The following is a 16,410-nucleotide window of genomic DNA, read 5'->3' on the forward strand; positions in this document are numbered from 1 at the left end:
TCCTCGGCGTATGCGCCCCGCCCACCTCGCCCTCGCCGTCCTCGTCGCCGCCGTCTGGGGCGTGAACTTCACCGTCGTCGAGATCGGCCTCGACCACTTCCCGCCGCTGCTCTTCTCGGCCCTGCGCTTCCTGGTGGCGGCCCTGCCCGCGGTGTTCCTCGTGGGCCGCCCGAAGGTGGCCTGGAAGTGGATCGTGGCGGTGGGCCTGGTGCTGGGGGTGGCGAAGTTCGGGCTGCTGTTCGTCGGCATGGACGCGGGCATGCCGGCCGGCCTGTCGTCGCTGGTCCTCCAGATCCAGTCGGTGTTCACGGCGGGCATCGCCTTCGCGGTGCTCGGCGAACGTCCGACCCGGATCCGGCTGCTGGGCATGGCCGTGGCCCTCGCCGGGATCGGGGTGGCCGCGGCGGACGAGGGCGCCTCCGGTTCGCTCGGCGCGTTCGCGCTGGTCATCGCGGCGGCGGCCTGCTGGGGCGCGTCGAACGTCCTCACCCGTAAGGCCTCCCCGCCGGACGCGCTGAACTTCATGGTGTGGGTGAGCACGGTTCCGGTGCTGCCCCTGCTCGCCCTGTCCCTGCTGACCGAGGGCCCGTCGCGGGACCTGGCCGCGCTGCGCGCGCTGGACTGGCAGGGCGTCGGCACGGTCGGCTACGTCGCCTGGGTCACCACGGTCTTCGGCTTCGGCGCCTGGGGCTGGCTGCTGCGCCGCCACCCGGCGTCCACGGTGGCCCCCTTCTCCCTCCTGGTCCCCGTCTTCGGCATGACGTCGGCCGCCCTGTTCCTCGGCGAGCCGGTGAGCGGCCCGCGCTGGTGCGCGGCGGCACTGCTGGTGGGAGGGGTGGCACTGACCTCGCTCGCACCGGCCGGGAGAGCCGCACGGCAGGCCGCCCGGCCCGCCGCCGAACCCGCCGTTCAGCCGGACGGAACCGTCCCGACGCTCGTCCATCCCGTGGACGTACCGGCGCCGGAGCGGACCCGCGCGGGATCATGAGGGGCATGGCCCTCGTCGACATCCCCGGTTCCAAGTCCCTCACCGCCCGCGCCCTGTTCCTGGCGGCGGCAGCCGACGGCGTCACCACCCTCCAGCGCCCCCTGCGCTCCGACGACACCGAGGGGTTCGCCGAGGGCCTGACCCGGCTCGGCTACCGGGTGGGACGGACACCGGACGCCTGGCAGGTCGACGGCCGCCCGCAGGGTCCGGCGCTCGCCGAGGCCGACGTCTACTGCCGGGACGGCGCGACCACGGCACGCTTCCTGCCGACCCTCGCCGCCGCGGGCCGCGGTACCTACCGCTTCGACGCCTCCCCGCAGATGCGCCGCCGCCCCCTCCTCCCGCTCACCCGCGCCCTGCGCGACCTGGGCGTGGACCTGCGGCACGAGGAGGCGGAGGGCCACCACCCGCTGACCGTGCGGGCGGCCGGCGTCGAGGGCGGCGACGTGGTGCTGGACGCCGGCCAGTCCTCCCAGTACCTGACCGCGCTCCTGCTGCTCGGCCCGCTGACCCGAACCGGCCTGCGCATCACGGTCACCGACCTGGTCTCGGCGCCGTACGTCGAGATCACGATCGCGATGATGCGGGCGTTCGGGGTGGAGGTGGGGCGCGAGGGGAACACGTACGTCGTGCCGCCGGGCGGCTACCGGGCCACGACCTACGCGATCGAGCCCGACGCCTCCACCGCGAGCTACTTCTTCGCGGCGGCCGCGCTGACCGGCGGCGAGGTGACCGTGCCGGGCCTCGGCCGGGGCGCGCTCCAGGGCGACCTGGGCTTCGTGGACGTACTGCGGCGGATGGGCGCCCGGGTCGACGTCGGCGCGGACCGTACGACCGTGTCCGGGACCGGCGAACTCCACGGCGTCACGGTCAACATGCGGGACATCTCCGACACCATGCCGACCCTCGCCGCGATCGCCCCCTTCGCCTCCGGGCCCGTACGCATCGAGGACGTGGCGAACACGCGGGTGAAGGAGTGCGACCGCCTGGAGGCCTGCGCGGAGAACCTCCGGCGGCTGGGCGCCGAGGTGGCGACCGGCCCCGACTGGATCGAGATCCGGCCCGGCGCGGGCGGTTCTCGTGCGGGCGGTTCTCGTGCGGGCGGGTCCCTCACGGGCGCCGACATCAAGACCTACGGTGACCACCGCATCGTGATGTCCTTCGCGGTGACCGGACTGCGGGTCCCCGGAATCTCGTTCGACGACCCCGGCTGCGTCCGTAAGACTTTCCCCGGTTTCCACGAGGCGTTCGCGGAACTGGCGAAGGTACTGCGGAAGGACGGCGACGGGTGAGTTTCCAGCTGGAGGGACCGGTCCTCGAGGGCGCGCTGGTGCGCCTGGAGCCGCTGGAGCGACGACACACGGCCGAGCTGGCGGTGGCGGCGGAGGAGAACCGGCAGACGTACGACTTCACCTGGGTGCCGAGGGCGCACGAGGTCGGTGACTACGTCGACGCCCAGCTCGCCCGTGCGGCGACCGGCAGACTCGCGCCCTACGCGCAGATCTCCCTCGCCTCGGGCCGGGTGGTCGGCACGACCTCGTACTGGGAGCCGCGTTCCTGGCGGACCGACGAGCAACTGGACGCCGTCGAGATCGGTTTCACCTGGCTGGCCGGTTCCGCCCAGGGCACGGGCGTCAACGCCGAGGCCAAGCTCCTGCTCTTCCGGCACGCTTTCGCGCAGTGGGGCGTCTCCCGGGTGGACCTGAAGACGGACGCCCGCAACACCCGCTCCCGCGCGGCCATCGCGAGCGTCGGCGCCCGCTTCGAGGGCGTCCTGCGCAACTGGTCCCGTTCCTGGGCGCCGGGTGAGGAGGACCGCCTGCGCGACTCCGCGATCTTCTCCATCACGGCGGAGGAATGGCCGCCCTGCGAGCGGCGGTTGGCGGAAAGGGTGGCGGGGTTCCGGCAGCGCGCGCGGTGAGCGCCGCCGGGGACGCGGCACGGCGCTCCGTCCGGCCCGGGGGGCCGCGGTGGCCGTGATCCGGGTGGCGCAGGCCGTCGTCGCCGTCGGCACCTGACCCGAGCCGCCTGCCCCCGCGGGGCACTTACGCCGGTACGCGGGCGGCAGCCGTACGCAGTTCCTCCCGCACCGCCGCCACCACCGGATCCCGCTCCGCCCCGGCCCGTACGGCGACGAAGACGTTCCGGGACGGCGGCTCGCCCTGCGCCGGGCGCAGCGCCAGCTCCCGGTGGACGTACAGCGACCGCACCAGCCGGGGCACCAACGCCACTCCCTGCCCCGCCTCCACCAGTCCCGCCAGCGCGGCCCAGTCGTTCACGTCGTGCCGGATGTCGGGCGTGAACCCGGCCGCCGCGCAGACCGAGCGGGTCACCGCCCCGCAGCAGCTGAGGCTGTTCCCGACGATCCAGACGTCCGTGGCCAGCTCCCGCAACGGCACCTCGGCACGCTCCGCGAGCCGGTGGTCGGGCGGGAGGGCGACGTCCAGGACGTCCGTCAGCAGGTCCTCGCGGGTGTAACGGCGGTCGGTGTGCGGGGGAGCGGCCGCGAAGTCGACGGCTACGGCCACATCGATCTGCCCGCCGTCGAGCGCGGTGAACAGATCCGGCGGCTCGGCCTCCACGACGTCCACGCGCAGCTGCGGAAGCCGGTTCCGCAACGCCCGCAGCGCGGTCGGCAGCAGCCCCAGGATGCCGCTGGAGAAACAGCCGACGGTCACCGCGCCCCGCCCGCCCTCCTCGTAGGCCGCCAGGTCGGCGCGGGCCCGCTCCAGTTGGGCGGCGATCACCTCGGCGTGCGCGAGCAGGACCCGCGCCTGACCGGTGAGGCGTACGCCTCTGCCGTCCCGTTCCGTGAGCGGTACGCCCAGGTCGCGGGCGAGGGCGGCGAGCTGCTGGGAGACGGCCGAGGGCGTGAGATGCAAGGCCTCGGCCGTCCGCGCCAGGCTGCCCCGGCGCTCCAGCTCGCGCAGGACGGTCAGCCGACGCAGGTCGATGGAGTGGGCGGCGCCCAAGGGCTGGCCCAGACGCTGACTTAAGGGTCTGCTTACGGGTTCCACCGGGAAAGATTAACTGGACCTTGTATATCGGGGTGGGAAATCATCGGACCCATGACCCCACGCTCCTATCTCATCCTCCACGGCTGGCAGAACCACCGCCCGGAGGACCACTGGCAGCACTGGCTCGCGGACCGCCTCACCGAACTCGGCCATGAGGTCGTCTACCCGCAGCTGCCGGACCCGGACGACCCCGACCTGGAGGTGTGGCTGACGGAACTGGCCGGCCACCTCGACGCGCTCGCCGCCGGTTCCGAGCGGGTGGTCGTCGCCCACAGCCTCTCGGTCCTGCTCTGGCTGCACGCCGTCGCCCGCGACCTGCCGGGACTCGCGGGCGTCGACCGGGTGCTGCTGGTGGCTCCGCCGTCCCAATCGGTCCTCGCACGGTATCCCGAGGTCGAGGGATTCCGGTGCGCCGGAACCCTCTTCGGGCGGCGGCTCGACGGCGGCACGCTCGCGCACGCAACCCGGCTCGTGGCCGGGGACGACGACCCCTACCTCCCGGAAGGCGTGCAGGCGGCCTACGGCGACGCCCTGGGCCTCGCCGCCGAACTCCTCCCGGGCGCCGCCCACCTCGACCTGGACGCCGGTTACGGCTCCTGGCCCTCGGTACTGGAGTGGTGCCTGGACGGGACGACGAAACTCACGGTGCGGTAGCGGGCGGCACGGTGGCGGACGGTGCGGTCGCGTGCGGGGCTGTGGCGGCTGCCTGCGGGTCCGTGGACCGTGGGAGCGTGGCCTGCGCGTCCTGCGCATCCGCGTCCTGCGCATCCTCAGGCCACGCGCCCGCGTCCTGCGGATCCGCGTCCCGCGCGTCCGCGTCCCATGGACCCGCGTCCTGCGCATCCGCGTCCTGCGGACCCGTGCCGATCGCGCGGCCGCCCCGCAGCTCCGGGGTCGCCGTCCCCACCGCCGCGACCGCCGCCAGGCACATCAGACCGCCGGTGATCAGCGCGGTCGTGCCCGAGGTCCAGCCGGCCACCACACCGCCGCGCAGGTTGCCGAGGTTGGGGCCCGCCTGGCCGACGATCGCCTCGGCCGCCGTCACCCGGCCCAGCAAGGCGTCGGGGGTGCGGGTCTGCACGATCGTGGCCCGGGACAACACGGCCACCGAGTCCGCCGCACCGGCCACCACCAGCATCCCCAGGCCCGCCCAGGGGCTGGCCGTCAGACCGAAGAGGGCGAGGGCCGCGCCCCAGACGCTCGCGGAGCAGAGCATCACCGGGCCGGGTCGGCCGAGCCGGGTGACCGACCCGGAGAGAGCGGTCGCCGCCACCCCGCCCACGGCGAGCGCGGACAGGAACAGCCCGAGCGTGCGCGGGTCGCCGCCGAAGCGTTCCTCGTTGACGAGCGGGAACAGGCCGGCCGGCATCGCCAGCACGGTGGCGGCCAGATCGACCAGCAGCGCGCCGCGCACCGCGCGGTGACCGGTCAGGAACCGCAGCCCGTCCAGGACGCCCTGGACGCCGGGGCGAGACTTCTCGCCCTCGGGCGGCAGCGCGGGCAGCCCGTAGGCGCCGTAGAAGGCCATGCCGAAGGTGAGGGCGTCCACCAGGTAGCACACGCCGACGCCCCACCAGCCGAGCACGAGACCGGCGACGGCCGGGCCGAGCAGCATCATCGCCTGGCCGGTGACCTGGTTCAGGGCGAGACCGGCAGCCACCTGGTCCCGGGGCAGCAGCCGGGGCAGGAACACGCCCGCCGCGGGCGCTCCGATCGCCCCGAACGACGACTGCACCGCCACCAGCGCGAGCACCACGACCACCGGCGCCCGCCCGGTGAAGCCCTGCACGGCCAGCAGGACGGAGCAGGCCGCCGAGCCGACGGTGCTCAGGAGATACGCGCGGCGCCGGTCGGCCCGGTCCACCCAGGAGCCCGCGAACAGCCCGACGCCGATCAGCGGCAGCGCCTGCGCCAGCCCGACCGCGCCGCTCCAGACCGAGCTGTGGGTCGTGTCCCAGACCTGGTACATGACGGTGACCATGGTCATGAAGCCACCGAGCGTGGACACCGTGCGCCCGATCAGCAGCCGCCGGAAGACGGGGGAGGAACGAAGAGGACGAACGTCGACCAGGGCCCTGGACAGGAGGCTCATGACGAAACGACGGCGACGGAGGCCGCTGGCTGCTGATTCACGGCGCGGAGGCTAACCCGGCCACCGACCGAGGTGCCACTCGTTTACCCGGCCCCCATGCCCTGCCACCCGCCCGGCACACGCCCTGCCGGGCTCCGGGCCGTGCGCCGCCCCCTTTACGCGGAGTCGTTCAGGAGGCGTCCGAGGTGTTCGCGTCCGTCGCTCAGCAGTTCGGGCAGCGGCTGGGCGTTCTCGTACCAGCGCCGCTCGTACTCCCAGCACAGCCACCCGTCCCAGCCGTGCCGCGTCAGGACCTCCACGCACTCGGCGAGCGGCAGCACCCCGGCGCCGAGCGCCAGCGGGGTGCTGTCCTCGGCCGAGGCGATGTCCTTGACCTGCACGTATCCGAGATACGGGGAGAGCGCCGCGTAGGTCTCCTGCGGCTGTTCGCCGCCCAGCCAGGTGTGCATGACGTCCCACAGCGCCCCGACCTGCCGGTGTCCGACCAGGCCGAGCACGCGGATGGCGTCCGCGCCGGTGCGGTGTGAGTCGTGGGTCTCCAGCAGGATGCGTACGCCGAGGTCGGCGGCGTACTCGGCGGCGGTGCCGAGCCGCCGGGCGGCGATGGCGTCGGCCTGTTCGTCCTCGCCGCCGGGAAAGACCCGGACGAAGGGCGCCCCGAGGTCACGGGCGAGGTCGACGAGCTCCCGGATCTCCTCGATCACGGGCTCGTCGTCGCCCGGCGCGGCGACCCGGGGGTAGCCCGCGAGCCCCAGGATCTCGACGCCGGCCGCCTTGAACTCGGCGGCGGCGTCGGCCCGTTCGTCCGGGCTCAGCCCCGGATGGACCGGCTCCTCCGGATGGGCGCGCAGCTCCACGCCGTGATACCCGTGCGCGACCGCGAGCCGCAGCACCTCGGACAGGGGAGCACCGGGAACACCGAGGGTGGAGAAGGCGAGCTTCATGGTCACCACTGTCACCCCGGTACGGGGTTCGGGTCCAGTGGGGGCCGCGGACGCCTCACTCCGGGGCGCAGGCACGGAACCGGCGCAGCAGCTCCCGTCCGGCCGGGCTCTCCGCCTCGAAGTCCTGGTGCCGCTGCTCCTCCGTGACGTCACGTCCCCAGACGCGGGCTCCGTTGCACCGGAAGCAGAACGCGATCTCGAAGAGCGGCTCGGGATCGGTGTCGTCGTAGGCGCGGATGCCCCAGCCGGGGAGGAAGCAGCGGTATTTCGGGCTGTCCGGGAGGTCGCCGACCAGCCGCAGGAGCTGCCGTACCTCTTCCCCCGCCCAGACCTCGACGACGTCGCCGGTCAGATCCCGCGAGGTGAGGTGCCTGGCGGGATCGCCGATCCGGACGACCTCGATCAGCTCGGCCCGGATATGAGCGAGCGGCAGCCTCACCCCGGTTTCACCCCCCGTACCCTCACCCCGCGGCGCCCCGCAGACCCCCGCACCCTCACCCCCGGCACCTTCACCCCGCGGCGTCCCGGAGGACCCTCGCACTCTCACCCCCGGCACTTTCACCCCGCGGCGTCCCGGAGGACCCTCGCACTCTCACCCCCGGCACTTTCACGCCCGCGGCGTCCCGGAGGATCCCCGTACTCTCACCCCCGGCACCTTCACCCCCGCGGCGTCCTGGAGGACCCCCGCACCCGCACCCCCGGCACTTTCACCCCGCGGTGCCCCGGAGGATCCCCGCACCTTCACCCCCGCGGTGCCCCGGAGGACCCCCGCACCATCAACTCGCCCCGCACCGTGGCGATCCCGCCGGGCGGCGGCTCCTCGCGGCCCATGGCGATGCGCCCCGCCCGCGCTCCCGCCTCGGCCAGCGGCAGCCGTACCGTCGTGAGGGAGGGCAGCACGTCGATGCTGAAGGGGAGGTCGTCGAAGCCGGCGACCGAGACGTCGTCCGGGATCCGCAGGCCGGAGTCGCGCAACGCCGCGCAGGCGCCGAGGGCGACGGAGTCGTTGGCGGCGACGACCGCCGTCAGGGAGGGGTCCCGGCGCAGCAGCTCCAGCGTCGCCTCGTAGCCGGCCCGGCGGTCGTACCGTCCGTGCACGGTCCAGCGGGGGTCCTCCTCGATGCCGGCCGCGGCCAGCGCCGCCCGGTGGCCCTCCAGCCGGTGCCGGGTGGTGGTGCGCTCCTCGGGGCCCGCGATGTAGCCGAGCCGCCGGTGTCCGAGCCCGATCAGATGCTCGGTCAGTTCCCGCCCGCCGCCGCGGTTGTCGAAGGTCAGCGCGATCGCCGTGGTGTCCGGCGCCGGCGGCCGACCGCACAGCACCACCCGTGTCCCCGCCTCGCCGAGCCGGCGCAGCTTCGCCGCCACCGCCGCCGCGTGCGGCTCGTTCTCCATGGCGCCGCCGGTGAGCACCACGGCCGCGGCCCGCTGCCGCTGAAGCAGCGTCAGGTAGGTCAGCTCGCGCTCCGGGGAGCCCCCGGTGTTGCAGACGACCGCGAGCCGTTCGCCGCCGGCCCGCCCGCCCGGCCCCCCGATCTCCGACTGGATCGCACTCGCCATGATCCCGAAGAAGGGGTCGGCGATGTCGTTCACCAGGATGCCGACCAGGTCGGAGGTGGCCGCGGCCAGCGCGCTCGCCGGCCCGTTCAGTACGTAGTCCAGCTCGTCGACCGCCCGCAGCACCCGCTCCCTGGTGGTAGCGGCGACGGGGTAGTTCCCGTTCAGCACGCGCGACACTGTTGCGGGCGAGACCTGCGCGCGGGCCGCCACGTCCGCCAGGGTCACCGTCATCTCGTCTGTCCTCCGGTCACGCTTCTCGTCGTACGTCGTCGTACGCCCTGGTAGACAGCTGCCGCACGGGCATGGTTCCGGGCGTGTCGAGCAGACCTTACGGCCCAGCACCCCCGTTGTTCGCCCCCTCGAACAACTCGAGATGGACACGGTCTTGTCCGGACCGCTGGTCAGAGGCTAGCTTCTCCTTGTATAGAAAGCGCTTGCTGTAACGCTGATCAGGAAGAGGCGTACGCGGCGCGCACGACCGCGTACGAAACGCGCAGGCGACTGCGCACGACGCCTACGAGAGGATCGACGTGACACGCAAGACGGTGCGTATCGCCATGAACGGCGTGACGGGGCGCATGGGCTACCGCCAGCACCTCGTCCGCTCCATCCTGGCCCTGCGCGAACAGGGCGGACTCGACCTCGGCGACGGCACCGTGCTGTGGCCGGAACCGATCCTCGTCGGCCGCCGCGAGCACGCGCTGAGGACGCTGGCCGAGCGGCACGGACTCGACCCGGAGAACGTCTCCACGGACGTCGACGCGGTCCTCGCCGACCCCACCGTCGACATCTACTTCGACGCCCAGGTCACCTCCGCCCGCGAGGAGGCCATCAAGAAGGCCATCGCCGCCGGCAAGCACATCTACACCGAGAAGCCGACGGCCACCGGCCTCGACGGCGCCCTCGAACTCGCCCGCCTCGCCACCGCCGCGGGCATCAAGCACGGCGTCGTCCAGGACAAGCTGTTCCTCCCGGGCCTGCTGAAGCTGAAGCGCCTCATCGACGGCGGCTTCTTCGGCCGGATCCTCTCCATCCGCGGCGAGTTCGGCTACTGGGTCTTCGAGGGCGACTGGCAGGCCGCCCAGCGCCCGTCCTGGAACTACCGCGCCGAGGACGGCGGCGGCATCGTCGTCGACATGTTCCCGCACTGGGAGTACGTCCTGCACGAGCTGTTCGGCCGGGTGAAGTCCGTCCAGGCCCTCGCCACCACCCACATCCCGCAGCGCTGGGACGAGAACGCCAAGCCCTACGACGCCACCGCCGACGACGCCGCCTACGGCATCTTCGAACTCGACGGCGGCGCCATCGCCCAGATCAACTCCTCCTGGGCGGTCCGGGTCAACCGCGACGAGCTCGTGGAGTTCCAGGTCGACGGCACGGAGGGCTCGGCGGTCGCCGGCCTGCGCAACTGCCGTGTCCAGCACCGCAGCGCGACCCCCAAGCCCGTCTGGAACCCGGACATCCCGGCCACCGAGGTCTTCCGCGACCAGTGGCAGGAAGTCCCGGACAACCAGGACTTCGACAACGGCTTCAAGGCCCAGTGGGAGCTGTTCCTCAAGCACGTCTACGCCGACGCCCCCTACCACTGGGACCTGCTGGCCGGCGCCCGTGGCGTCCAGCTCGCCGAGCTCGGCCTGAAGTCCTCCTCCGAGGGCCTGCGCCTGGACGTCCCGGAGGTCACGCTGTGACCCTCCGGCTCCCCGGCGCCGACGGCACCCTGCGGACCTACGAACCCCGCACCGAGCCCCTCGCCCTCACCACCGGCGCCCCCTTCACCTCCCGTACGGTCTTCTCGGCCGCGCACGTCGTCGCGGACCCGTTCGCGGACACCACGCCCGACTCGCCCGCCGCGATCGACTGGGACGCCACCCTCGCCTTCCGCCGCCACCTGTGGTCCCACGGGCTCGGCGTCGCCGAGGCGATGGACACCGCCCAGCGCGGCATGGGCCTGGACTGGGCCGGCGCGGCCGAACTGATCCGCCGGTCGGCCGCCGAGGCCAAGACGGTGGGCGGCCTCATCGCCTGCGGCGTCGGCACCGACCAGCTCACCGGTCCGGCGACCCTCGCCGAGGTCCGCGCCGCCTACGAGGAGCAGCTCGCCCTCGTCGAGACGTCCGGCGCCCGGTCCATCCTGATGGCGTCCCGCGCCCTGGCGGCGGCCGCGTCGGGCCCCGAGGACTACCTCGACGTCTACGGCCACCTCCTGCGCCAGTCCTCCGAGCCGGTGGTCCTGCACTGGCTGGGCCCGATGTTCGACCCGGCGCTGGAGGGCTACTGGGGGTCGTCGGACCTGGACGCGGCCACCGACACCTTCCTGGAGGTCATCGCCGCGCACCCCGACAAGGTGGAGGGCATCAAGGTCTCGCTGCTGGACGCCCAGCGGGAGATCGACATCCGCCGCAGGCTGCCGCAGGGCGTGCGCTGCTACACGGGCGACGACTTCAACTACCCCGAGCTGATCGCGGGCGACGAGAAGGGCTTCAGCCACGCCCTCCTCGGCATCTTCGACCCGCTGGGCCCGCTGGCGGCGGAGGCCGTCCGCGTCCTCGACACGGGGAACACGGCCGGCTTCCGCGAACTCCTCGACCCCACCGTCGAGTTGTCCCGCCACCTGTTCCAGACCCCCACCCGCTTCTACAAGACGGGCGTGGTGTTCCTGGCCTGGCTGGCCGGCCACCAGTCGCACTTCACGATGGTCGGCGGCCTCCAGTCGGCCCGTTCCCTCCCGCACTTCGCCCGCGCCTACGAACTCGCCGACGGACTGGGCCTGTTCCCCGACCCCAAGCTGGCCGAGGAACGGATGAAGAACCTGCTCGCCCTGTACGGAGTGACCCAGTGAGCAACCCGGACCTGACCCGCTTCTCCATCAACCAGATGACGGTGAAGCAGCTGTCGATGCCCGAACTGGTCGCCGCCTGCGGTGACCTGGGCGTGACGAACGTCGGCCTGTGGCGCGAACCGGTGCAGACGTACGGCGTGGAGCGGACCGCCAAGCTGGTTCGCGACGCGGGTCTGACGGTGACGACGCTGTGCCGCGGCGGCTTCCTCACGGCGCTCGACCCGGACGGACGGGCGGCCGCCCTGGCCGACAACCGCCGGGCCGTGGACGAGGCGGCGACGCTCGGTACCGAGGTGCTGGTCCTGGTCTCCGGCGGCCTGCCGACCGGCTCCAAGGACCTGCACGGCGCCCGCGAGCGCATCGCCGACGCCCTCTCCGTCCTCGGCCCCTACGCCGAGGAGCACGGGGTGAAGCTGGCCATCGAGCCCCTGCACCCCATGTTCGCCTCCGACCGCTGTGTGGTCTCGACCCTCACGCAGGCCCTGGACCTCGCGGAACGCTTCCCGGCCCACCAGGTCGGCGTCACCGTCGACACGTACCACATCTGGTGGGACGACCAGGCCCCCGCCCAGATCGCCCGGGCGGGCGCGGGCGGCCGTATCCACACCTTCCAGCTAGCCGACTGGACGACCCCCCTCCCGGAGGGCGTGCTGAACGGCCGCGGCCAGATCGGCGACGGCGCGATCGACATGCGCGAGTGGCTGGGCTACGTGACGGCGGCCGGATACACGGGCGCGATCGAGGTCGAGCTGTTCAACGACGCCCTGTGGGCGAGGGACGGCAGGGAGGTGCTCGCCGAGACCGCCGAACGCTTCGTGACGCACACGGCGGCCCGTTGACGGCTCCGGGCCGCCCGTCCGCTCCGCCGGCCGTCGGACTGCTGCCGACGGCCGGCAGCCGGTCGCCCCCCTGCGTCAGCGCTCCCTGTCCGCCGCCATGACGCCGACGCATTCCTCGAGCGCCGCGTGCAGCGACGGTACGAAGGCGGCGAGTTCGGTGTCCGACGCCCTGCCTCCGTCCAGTACGGCCCCCACGACCGTCACCAGGACGGCGGCGGCCTTCAGCGCGTGCGCGTCGGCCAGCTCCTCCAGGACCCCGCCGGGACGCGCGACCACGAACGCCTCCTTCCCGGTGGCGGGGTCGACGCCGAGGCTGCGGAACCGCCTGGCGCTCACGCGGCGACCTCCGCCGGGACGTAGTCCTGACCCAGGGTGGCCAGGACCGCCGCCCGCCGCCGCTCCCGCTGGAGGTGCCTGCGGTCCAGGGCGTCGCGTTCGCGTTCCCAGACGGCGAGATAGGGCCTGACCAGCGGCAGACCGTCGGCGATGATCACGTCCGTGGGGGGCGTCCGGCGCGGGGGAGCGCACGGGGAGGCGGTCGGGAACGCCGGTACGTCGGGGGAGCGGTGCGCTCCGCGAGGCGGCAGGAAAAGGCTCAGGATCGCGGCCAGTAGGCTGCGCACAGGTCGACTCCTAGGGTCGGCTGAGCCCCGGCACGGAAGCTTGCACCTTCCCGCCGGGGCGCTCTTCGTCGGGCGGCCCCATCGTATCGCCTTGTATCGCTTCGTCGCGATACGTATCTCAAAGTGTGGGGAACACTCCCGTTGCCTAGCGTCGACTCCATGAACCCCGACGCTGAGATCGATCACGGAGCGCCGCTGACCCCGTACCGGCAGCTGGCCGAGATTCTGCGGGCGCAGATTCAACGCGGCGACTGGCAGCCCGGACGGATGCTGCCGAGCGAAGCTCAGCTTGTGCAGAAGTACGGGATCGCGCGGACCACCGTGCGGCGAGGCCTGGTCCTGCTGGCGGACGAAAGCTGGGTGTACGCCGTTCCGCAGCGCGGCTGGTTCGTCTCCGACCCCCTGCCGCCGGCCCCCGAGACACCCGAGGCGCCTGCCTAGTACCGCCGGATCGGGGAGCGACGAAGGGGCCGCCCTCCGCCAGGTGTGAGCGGATGGGCGGCCCCGGTGCTGCTGGGCGGGACGCTGCGGGTCAGTCGGGCAGGCGCTCCAGCAGCCAGGTGCACAGCTCGGCGGTGATCCCGGTGTGCGGCGTGGTCGTCGGCGAGCAGACGAAGTCGTCCAACTCGCTCTCGTCCGGGGACATGTCGTTGATCTTCGCGTACAGGTCGGCCTGTGCCTCGATGTCGCGGACGGCGACCGCGCTCACCGACGGCACGAAGCACACGTCCTCGTGCCGCAGCTCGACCGTGCCGCCGAGCTTCTTCATCGCGTCGGCGAGGATCTTGTACGTGTGCAGGGTGCCGCCCGGCGCGCCGTCCAGCTCCGGGAAGCCGTCGGTGGTGATGGTCTCCTCGGCCGGGGGGAACCGCCGGTTCAGGTAGGCGACCGTCACGTCGTCGCCCTGGGCCTGGGTGTAGAAGGTGGTGCCGGGGTAGATCCGGTCGATGCTCAGCGCGACGTCACCCGGCGTGACGTCCGGCAGGCCGATCCCGTCGCCGCGGCCGTTGGCGATGCCGACCTTCATCGGGATCTGCGGCCAGTAGCCGACGCGGTTCAGCGCCTCCAGGAACTCGACGCGCTCCGGGGCGACCCCGATCTTCCCGGTGTCCTTGTCGTAGTGCCGCCACAGCATCTGACGGGCCGCCGGGCTGTCCATCTGCTTCGCGAAGTCGTTCGCGAACGGAATGAAGTACGAGAACGCCTGCACGCCGACGGGGATGGAGGCGCCCCGGTGCGGGCTGTCGTACGAGAAGTACAGCGCGGTCTGGTGGTGCATCCGCTGCCGCTCCAGCTTGGCCAGCGCGTATCGGGTGACGATGCCGCCCATGCTGAACCCGCCGACGACCAAGGGGGCGTCGCCCCGCTTCTCGGCGTTGGCCCGCATGACGGCGGCCACGGCGGCTTCCGCGTTGTCCAGGATCGACGCGCTGCGCTCCTCGAACCCGAGCAGGATCACGTCCCTGCCGCGTCCGCGCAGCTCGCTGATGAACGGGAAACCGGTCTCCAGCCCCTGGTAGAGCTTGTCGAGCTCGCTGCGGCCGAGGTTGAAGCCGTCGGCCATGATCACGGGGTGGACGAGGCTGCCGGGGGTGGTGTTGCCCTCGCCCCGGAAGATCCAGGCGAAGCCGTTCGGCAGAGGCCATTCCTCGTGGTCCGGGACCTCGACCGGGGTGGGGGGTTCGACGGTGACGGCGGCACCGAGGGTGAAGGTGCCGACGTTGGGCTCGGCTGTTTCCGACATGGGCGTGCTCCTTGTGGGAGGCGGTGGGAACGACCACATCATGGGGGGCGATTTGCCCGCATCACCCGTTTGACCTGCGCGGTTCACCACAACTGATGCAATGCGGCCGGGAGGTGTTTGATGCGCCCGGCATGTGCCAATGGCTTGTTTCCATCGCACCGCCGTTCGCACCGGCATCCGCCCTGCCGTGCGCGCCGAACGGCCCGTCAGAAATTTCCGGAAGCCGTGCAACCCTTCCGCACCTCCGCGTGTCGTACGTGGCATCAGGGCTTCTGGAGGGGGATCCGGGGGGATCGCGGGGGTTCTGGTACGGAGGGGAAAAGCCGAGGGGGCCCGGTCGACGGACCGGGCCCCCTCGAGGCTTTTCAGCCGCGGTCGGTGGACCTCAGAAGAACACCCCACACCGGAGCAGGACGTTCGCGTACGGCCGCGCCTCGCCGGTGCGCACCACCAGCCGCGCCCCCGCCGACAGCCTCTTCAGCTCCTCGTGCGGGACCAGGGCCAGCCCGGGGAAGTGCCCGTCCAGCAGCCCGGCCGCCGCCGGATTCGCCTCGCGGACCTCGCTCGCCGCCGTGGCGCCCTCCACGACCAGCTCGGCGAGCAGCCCGTCGACCACCTCGGCGAACGACGGCACCCCCGCCAGGAAGGCGAGGTCGACCACCCGCGGCCCGTCCGGTATCGGCATGCCGGCGTCGCACACCAGCACCCCGTCCCCGTGCCCCAACTCGGCCAGCGCTCCGGCCAGATGGCGGTTGAGGATCCCGGCCTTCTTCACAGGGACCCACCTCGCCGCTCGTGCCCGGGTGCGCTGTCGGCCGTTCGGCCGGGGCCCCGGGTGGCGTCCCCCGGATCGGCACAGCCCAGGGCCTCGACCTCCTCGGCCGTCGGGAACGACTCCTGCGCGCCCCGCCGGGTCACGGCGACCGCCCCGACCCGCGCCGCGTAGGCCGCCGCCTCGGCCAGGCCGTGACCCGTCCCCAGCCGCCAGGCCAGCGCCGCCGTGAAGGAGTCGCCCGCGCCCGTCGTGTCCACCGCCGCCACCTTCACCGACGGCACCCGGGAGACGCCGTCCGCCGACGCCACCAGCGCACCCTCCCCGCCCAGCGTCACGACCACCGACTTCGGCCCCTTCGCGAGCAGCAGCCGCGCCCACTCCTCGGGCTCGTCGCCGGCGCCCGCCGCCTCGCCGAGGATCACCCGCGCCTCGTGTTCGTTGACGATCAGCGGGTCGCAGGCCGCCAGCACCTCGGCGGGCAACGGGCGCGGCGGTGACGGGTTCAGCACGAAGCGGCTGCCCGCCGCCAGGTTCCGCACGACCTCCACGACCGTCTCCAGCGGGATCTCCAGCTGCGCCGACACCACGCGGGAGGCGTGCAGGAGACCGGTGGCCGCGCGGACGTCCGCCGGCGTCAGGCGCCCGTTGGCCCCCGGTGACACCACGATGCTGTTGTCGCCCGACGGGTCCACGGTGATCAGCGCGACGCCCGTGGGCGCCCCGCCGACCAGGACGCCGGCCGTGTCGACGCCGGCCGCCCGCTGCGAGTCGAGCAGCAGCCGGCCGTACGCGTCGTCGCCGACCCGGGCCAGCAGGGCCGTACGGGCCCCGAGCCGGGCGCCCGCGACGGCCTGGTTCGCGCCCTTGCCGCCCGGGTGGACCGCCAGGTCGGAACCGAGCACCGTCTCACCGGCGGCGGGCCTGCGCTCGACGTCGATCACCAGGTCGGCGTTGGCCGACCCTACGACCAGAAGGTCGTGGTCGTACATGAA

At 73.0% G+C, this 16,410-nt stretch carries 17 protein-coding genes and 1 pseudogene; 8 read left to right on the top strand and 10 right to left on the bottom strand.

The window, feature by feature from the left end; genetic code table 11:
- Positions 1-10 precede the first annotated feature (10 nt).
- Genes ACIRPU_RS00815 through ACIRPU_RS00825 form a run of 3 tightly spaced genes read left to right on the top strand, consistent with a single transcriptional unit; the run spans position 11 to position 2,909 of the window.
- Entirely contained in the window at positions 11-988 is a 978-nt protein-coding gene (locus ACIRPU_RS00815; protein WP_403859836.1) for an EamA family transporter, read from the top strand.
- A gap of 5 nt (positions 989-993) precedes the next feature.
- Positions 994-2,280, top strand: coding sequence for a 3-phosphoshikimate 1-carboxyvinyltransferase (gene aroA / locus ACIRPU_RS00820; protein ID WP_403859839.1), 1,287 nt, complete (start codon positions 994-996; stop codon positions 2,278-2,280).
- Entirely contained in the window at positions 2,277-2,909 is a 633-nt protein-coding gene (locus tag ACIRPU_RS00825) for a GNAT family protein (RefSeq protein WP_355701501.1), read from the top strand. Before aroA ends, ACIRPU_RS00825 begins: the two co-directional genes overlap by 4 nt.
- 124 nt (positions 2,910-3,033) lie before the next feature.
- On the opposite strand, the gene ACIRPU_RS00830 is transcribed toward ACIRPU_RS00825, so the two are convergent.
- Positions 3,034-3,960, bottom strand: coding sequence for a LysR family transcriptional regulator (locus ACIRPU_RS00830; protein WP_403859842.1), 927 nt, complete (start codon positions 3,958-3,960; stop codon positions 3,034-3,036).
- Positions 3,961-4,056: 96 nt separating this feature from the next.
- On the opposite strand from ACIRPU_RS00830, the gene ACIRPU_RS00835 reads away from it, so the two are divergent.
- The gene (locus tag ACIRPU_RS00835; protein WP_403859845.1) at positions 4,057-4,659 is read left to right on the top strand and encodes an alpha/beta hydrolase; all 603 of its coding nucleotides are present in this window, start codon (positions 4,057-4,059) and stop codon (positions 4,657-4,659) included.
- Between the two features lie 220 nt (positions 4,660-4,879).
- Here ACIRPU_RS00835 and ACIRPU_RS00840 read toward each other — a convergent pair.
- The 4 genes and pseudogenes from ACIRPU_RS00840 to ACIRPU_RS00855 all read right to left on the bottom strand — a co-directional run.
- Positions 4,880-6,097, bottom strand: a pseudogene (locus tag ACIRPU_RS00840) (MFS transporter); the annotation flags it as partial.
- 155 nt (positions 6,098-6,252) lie between these two features.
- Positions 6,253-7,041, bottom strand: coding sequence for a sugar phosphate isomerase/epimerase family protein (locus ACIRPU_RS00845; RefSeq protein WP_403859848.1), 789 nt, complete (start codon positions 7,039-7,041; stop codon positions 6,253-6,255).
- Between the two features lie 55 nt (positions 7,042-7,096).
- Positions 7,097-7,480 (bottom strand): hypothetical protein, encoded by a 384-nt coding sequence (locus ACIRPU_RS00850; RefSeq protein WP_403859851.1) that lies wholly within the window; start codon positions 7,478-7,480, stop codon positions 7,097-7,099.
- Between the two features lie 302 nt (positions 7,481-7,782).
- Entirely contained in the window at positions 7,783-8,829 is a 1,047-nt protein-coding gene (locus ACIRPU_RS00855; RefSeq protein ID WP_385555957.1) for a LacI family DNA-binding transcriptional regulator, read from the bottom strand.
- A gap of 299 nt (positions 8,830-9,128) precedes the next feature.
- Here ACIRPU_RS00855 and ACIRPU_RS00860 point away from each other — a divergent pair, with 299 nt between their 5' ends.
- From ACIRPU_RS00860 to ACIRPU_RS00870, 3 genes are read left to right on the top strand one after another with little or no spacing between them, the layout of a single operon-like run.
- A complete protein-coding gene (locus ACIRPU_RS00860; RefSeq protein ID WP_355701496.1) occupies positions 9,129-10,286 on the top strand; it encodes a Gfo/Idh/MocA family oxidoreductase in 1,158 nt (385 codons plus the stop codon).
- Complete coding sequence (locus tag ACIRPU_RS00865) at positions 10,283-11,437, top strand: dihydrodipicolinate synthase family protein (RefSeq protein WP_403859856.1); 1,155 nt, start codon at positions 10,283-10,285, stop codon at positions 11,435-11,437. The genes ACIRPU_RS00860 and ACIRPU_RS00865 overlap by 4 nt, the downstream gene beginning before the upstream one ends.
- Positions 11,438-11,472: 35 nt before the next feature.
- Entirely contained in the window at positions 11,473-12,276 is an 804-nt protein-coding gene (locus tag ACIRPU_RS00870; RefSeq protein WP_403861530.1) for a sugar phosphate isomerase/epimerase family protein, read from the top strand.
- Positions 12,277-12,351: 75 nt separating this feature from the next.
- Here the strand turns inward: ACIRPU_RS00870 and ACIRPU_RS00875 are convergent, their stop codons facing one another.
- Entirely contained in the window at positions 12,352-12,612 is a 261-nt protein-coding gene (locus ACIRPU_RS00875; RefSeq protein WP_389497701.1) for a hypothetical protein, read from the bottom strand.
- Complete coding sequence (locus ACIRPU_RS00880; RefSeq protein WP_403859860.1) at positions 12,609-12,899, bottom strand: hypothetical protein; 291 nt, start codon at positions 12,897-12,899, stop codon at positions 12,609-12,611. Before ACIRPU_RS00880 ends, ACIRPU_RS00875 begins: the two co-directional genes overlap by 4 nt.
- 159 nt (positions 12,900-13,058) lie before the next feature.
- Between ACIRPU_RS00880 and ACIRPU_RS00885 the strand changes: the two genes are divergently transcribed.
- Complete coding sequence (locus ACIRPU_RS00885; RefSeq protein ID WP_403859863.1) at positions 13,059-13,340, top strand: GntR family transcriptional regulator; 282 nt, start codon at positions 13,059-13,061, stop codon at positions 13,338-13,340.
- A gap of 91 nt (positions 13,341-13,431) precedes the next feature.
- Here the strand turns inward: ACIRPU_RS00885 and ACIRPU_RS00890 are convergent, their stop codons facing one another.
- The 3 genes from ACIRPU_RS00890 to rbsK form a co-directional block, all read right to left on the bottom strand.
- Entirely contained in the window at positions 13,432-14,643 is a 1,212-nt protein-coding gene (locus ACIRPU_RS00890) for an esterase/lipase family protein (RefSeq protein WP_389497707.1), read from the bottom strand.
- A gap of 385 nt (positions 14,644-15,028) precedes the next feature.
- Positions 15,029-15,418 carry a D-ribose pyranase gene (rbsD, locus tag ACIRPU_RS00895; RefSeq protein ID WP_362525463.1) on the bottom strand — a complete coding sequence of 130 codons (390 nt, stop codon included), beginning with the start codon at positions 15,416-15,418 and terminating at the stop codon, positions 15,029-15,031.
- Complete coding sequence (rbsK, locus tag ACIRPU_RS00900; protein WP_403859867.1) at positions 15,415-16,407, bottom strand: ribokinase; 993 nt, start codon at positions 16,405-16,407, stop codon at positions 15,415-15,417. Before rbsK ends, rbsD begins: the two co-directional genes overlap by 4 nt.
- Between the last annotated feature and the right edge of the window lie 3 nt (positions 16,408-16,410).

Source organism: Streptomyces sp. NPDC102259, assembly GCF_044766465.1.
GTDB lineage: Bacteria > Actinomycetota > Actinomycetes > Streptomycetales > Streptomycetaceae > Streptomyces.

Coding starts and splice junctions, on each gene's coding strand:
- ACIRPU_RS00845 (WP_403859848.1), bottom strand. CDS start 7,041: ATGAAGCTCGCCTTCTCCACCCTCGGTGTTCCCGGTGCTCCCCTGTCC.
- aroA (WP_403859839.1), top strand. CDS start 994: ATGGCCCTCGTCGACATCCCCGGTTCCAAGTCCCTCACCGCCCGCGCC.
- ACIRPU_RS00885 (WP_403859863.1), top strand. CDS start 13,059: ATGAACCCCGACGCTGAGATCGATCACGGAGCGCCGCTGACCCCGTAC.
- ACIRPU_RS00835 (WP_403859845.1), top strand. CDS start 4,057: ATGACCCCACGCTCCTATCTCATCCTCCACGGCTGGCAGAACCACCGC.
- rbsK (WP_403859867.1), bottom strand. CDS start 16,407: ATGTACGACCACGACCTTCTGGTCGTAGGGTCGGCCAACGCCGACCTG.
- ACIRPU_RS00855 (WP_385555957.1), bottom strand. CDS start 8,829: ATGACGGTGACCCTGGCGGACGTGGCGGCCCGCGCGCAGGTCTCGCCC.
- ACIRPU_RS00890 (WP_389497707.1), bottom strand. CDS start 14,643: ATGTCGGAAACAGCCGAGCCCAACGTCGGCACCTTCACCCTCGGTGCC.
- ACIRPU_RS00815 (WP_403859836.1), top strand. CDS start 11: ATGCGCCCCGCCCACCTCGCCCTCGCCGTCCTCGTCGCCGCCGTCTGG.
- ACIRPU_RS00870 (WP_403861530.1), top strand. CDS start 11,473: ATGACGGTGAAGCAGCTGTCGATGCCCGAACTGGTCGCCGCCTGCGGT.